The following is a 3,359-nucleotide window of genomic DNA, read 5'->3' on the forward strand; positions in this document are numbered from 1 at the left end:
TCCATCCGGTGGCGCCTGGCCGGACTCGTACTGTTGCTGCTGTCCATCACCGCCACCTACGTCGGCCAGGGCGTCCTCGTCGCCCAGGCGCTGGCCCGGATCTTCGCCGGCCGGGACGCGGGCTCCATTGTCTGGCTCGTCGCCGGCGTCGTCGTGCTGCAACTCGCCCGGAGCGTCGCGCTGGCCGTGCGTGAATCCGTCGCGCTGCGCACCTCGGCCGCGGTCAAGGCCGAGCTGCGCCGCCGCCTCACCGGCAAGCTGCTCCGGCTCGGCCCCGCCCACGCCCAGCGCGGACGCACCGGCTCGTCCCAGACCACTTTGGTGGACGGCATCGAGACCGCCGACGCCTACATCGGCAGGTTCCTGCCCCAGGTGATCGCGTCCGTCCTCGGCGCCGTCGCCGTGACCGCGTACCTGTTCACCCTGGACGCGCTGGTCGGCGGCGTGGTGCTGGCCTGCGCCCTGCTGCTGCCCGTCGTGCCGCTGGTCTCCGACCGCGTCCTGCGGGACCGCAACGCCGCGTGGTTCAGCGGCTACAAGGGCCTGTACGCCGAGAACCTCGACGCGTTGCAGGGCATGGCCACGCTCAAGGCGTTCAACGCCAGCGGCCGGCGCGGCGCCGAGCTGGCCGGGCTGGCCGACCGGTTCTGCCGCGACTCCATCCGGCTGATGGCCGTCGTCGTCGGGTACGTCGGCGGCGTCGCGTTCGTCATCGGCCTGGGCACCGCGGTCGCGCTCGGCGCCGGCGCGCTCCGGCTGGCCGCGGGCGAGCTGACCGTCACCGAGCTGCTGATCATCCTCCTGCTCACCGCCGAGAGCTTCCGGCCGCTGAAGGAGCTGGAATCCGCCTACCACGCCAGTTACAGCGCCGTCCCGTCGCTCAAGGCCGTCTTCGAGATCCTCGACACCCCCGAACCGGCGCAGGGCACCGCCCGGCTCGGCCTGACCGGCCCGCCCTCCGTGTCCTTCGACGGTGTGACGTTCACCTACCGCGACCGCGACCGGCCGGCCCTGGACGGATTCTCCCTCGACCTCGCGCCGGGCGAGCGCGTCGCCCTCGTCGGCCGCTCCGGCGCGGGCAAGACGACGGTCGCCTCCCTGCTCCTGCGGTTCTTCGACCCGGAGTCCGGACGGGTGGCCGTCAACGGCGTCGACGTCCGCGAACTGCCCCTGGAGCGGCTGCGCTCGCTGGTCGCCGTGGTGTCCCAGGACACCTACCTCTTCCACGGCACCGTGCGCCACAACCTCGCGCTCGCCCGCCCCGACGCCACCGGCGAGGAGGTCGAAGCCGCCGCCCGCGCCGCCCAGGCCCACGACTTCATCACCGCCCTGCCCGACGGCTACGACACCGTCGTCGGCGAGCGCGGCCTCAAGCTCTCCGGCGGTGAACGCCAGCGCATCGCCATCGCCCGCGCCCTGCTCAAGGACGCCCCGATCCTCATCCTGGACGAGGCCACCTCCAGCGTCGACGCCGCCAACGAGTCCGCCATCCAGGACGCCCTGGACACCCTGTCCGGCGGCCGGACCACGCTGATGATCGCCCACCGGCTGTCCACCGTCCAGGCCGCCGACCGGGTCATCGTCATGGCCGACGGCCGCATCGCCGAATCCGGGCCGCCGCGTGAGCTCCTGTCCGGCCAGGGAGCCTACGCCCGGCTGGTCGCCGCCCAGAACGGAGCCGCCCGATGAGCACCGCCACTGCCACGCTCACCCGTACCGGCGGTTCCCGGTTCCGTCCGATCCTGGCCCTGCTCGGCCCGCACCGCCCGCTGCTGCTGATCGCGATCGCCAGCGGCATCGCGCATCACCTGGTCGTCCTCGCCTCGGCAGGTGTCGGCGCCTGGGTGGTCAGCCGCGCCATCACCGGAGCCACCCCCGAAGATCTGCGCGGCGGCCTGATCGCGCTCGGTCTCCTTTTGCCCTTCCTGGCCCTCACCCCATGGCTGGAGTCCTACCTCGCCCACGTGGCCGCCTTCCGCGTGCTGGCCGACGTGCGGGGCCGCGTCTACAGCGCTTTCGAACGCCTCGCGCCCGGCTACCTGCTGCAGCGCCGCTCCGGCGACCTCGGCAGCGCCGCCATCTCCGACGTCGAGCAGTTGGAGCTGTGGTTCGCGCACACCCTCAGCCCGCTGATCAGCGCCGTCACCGTCCCCGTGGCCGCGCTGACCGCGCTGGGCGTCTTCCACCCGGCCCTGGCGCTGGCCCTGGCGCCCGCGTTGATCCTGCTCGCCCTCCTGCCCGCCTGGCTGCGTCAACGCGCCGCCGACCAGGGCGCGCGGCTCCGCGCCCAGCTCGGCGAGCTCAACGCCGAAGCCGTCGACACCCTCCAGGGGCTCCGCGAGCTCCTCACCTCGGGGGCGGGGGACCGCCAGCTCGACCGCCTGCACGAGCAGGACCGGCGGCTGCTGGAGGCCAGACTCGCCCACGGCCGCCGCTCCGGCCTCGAACACGCCGTCACCAACGCCGCCACCACGCTCGGCCTGCTCGCCGTGCTCGTCACCGCCGCCCTGCTCGTGGCGGCGAACGCCCTGGAACCGGCGCTGTTCCCCGTCGCGGTGGTGCTGGCCGCCGCCACCTTCGCCCCGGTCATCGCCGTCACCGACGTCGCCCGCGACCTCAGCCTCGTCACCGCCGCCGGCGACCGCATCATGACCATCCTCGGCACCCCGCCTCCCGTCACCGACCGCGTCGACGCGCCGCCGCCCGGCGCCGTCGAACCGCGCGTCCGCTTCGACACGGTCCGCTTCCGCTACGCCCCGGAACTGCCCGAAGCGCTCGCGGGCGCGACCTTCGACATCGCCCCCGGCCAGACCGTCGCCCTCATCGGCCACTCGGGCGCGGGCAAATCCACCTGCGCCAGCCTCCTCATGCGGTTCTGGGACGTCACCGCCGGCGCGATCACCATCGGCGGCCACGACGTCCGAGACTTCCCGCAGGAGGACCTGCGCCGCCTGATCACGCTCGTCCCCCAGGACGTCTACCTGTTCAACATCCCGCTGTCCGACAACATCCGTCTCGGCCGGCCCCACGCCACCGACGACGAGGTCGAGGCCGCCGCCCGCGCCGCGCACGCCCACGAGTTCATCACCGGCCTGCCCGACGGCTACGACACCCTGCCCGGCGAGCTCGGCGCCCGCCTGTCCGGCGGGCAGCGCCAGCGCATCGCCATCGCCCGCGCGCTGCTCAAGGACGCGCCCGTCCTGATCATGGACGAGGCCGTCTCCAACCTCGACGCCGAGAGCGAGCAGGAGGTCGCCGCCGCCATGACCGCCGCCCGCCACGACCGCACCACCCTGATCATCGCCCACCGCCTGTCGACCATCCGCACCGCCGACCGCATCGTCGTCCTGGACGGCGGC

The 3,359-nt window shown here is 73.7% G+C and carries 2 protein-coding genes; both read left to right on the forward strand.

From position 1 onward, the window contains the following. The coding region (locus tag ACZ6YG_RS44555) for an ABC transporter ATP-binding protein (RefSeq protein WP_466021363.1) at positions 1 to 1,689 on the forward strand (1,689 nt) is incomplete at its 5' end. Continuing rightward, positions 1,686 to 3,359, forward strand: a 1,674-nt coding sequence (cydC, locus tag ACZ6YG_RS44560; RefSeq protein WP_466021364.1) for a thiol reductant ABC exporter subunit CydC, incomplete at its 3' end; no start/stop codon positions are given. The genes ACZ6YG_RS44555 and cydC, both read left to right, overlap by 4 nt.

It is taken from the genome of Nonomuraea sp. NPDC054003, from assembly GCF_055585125.1.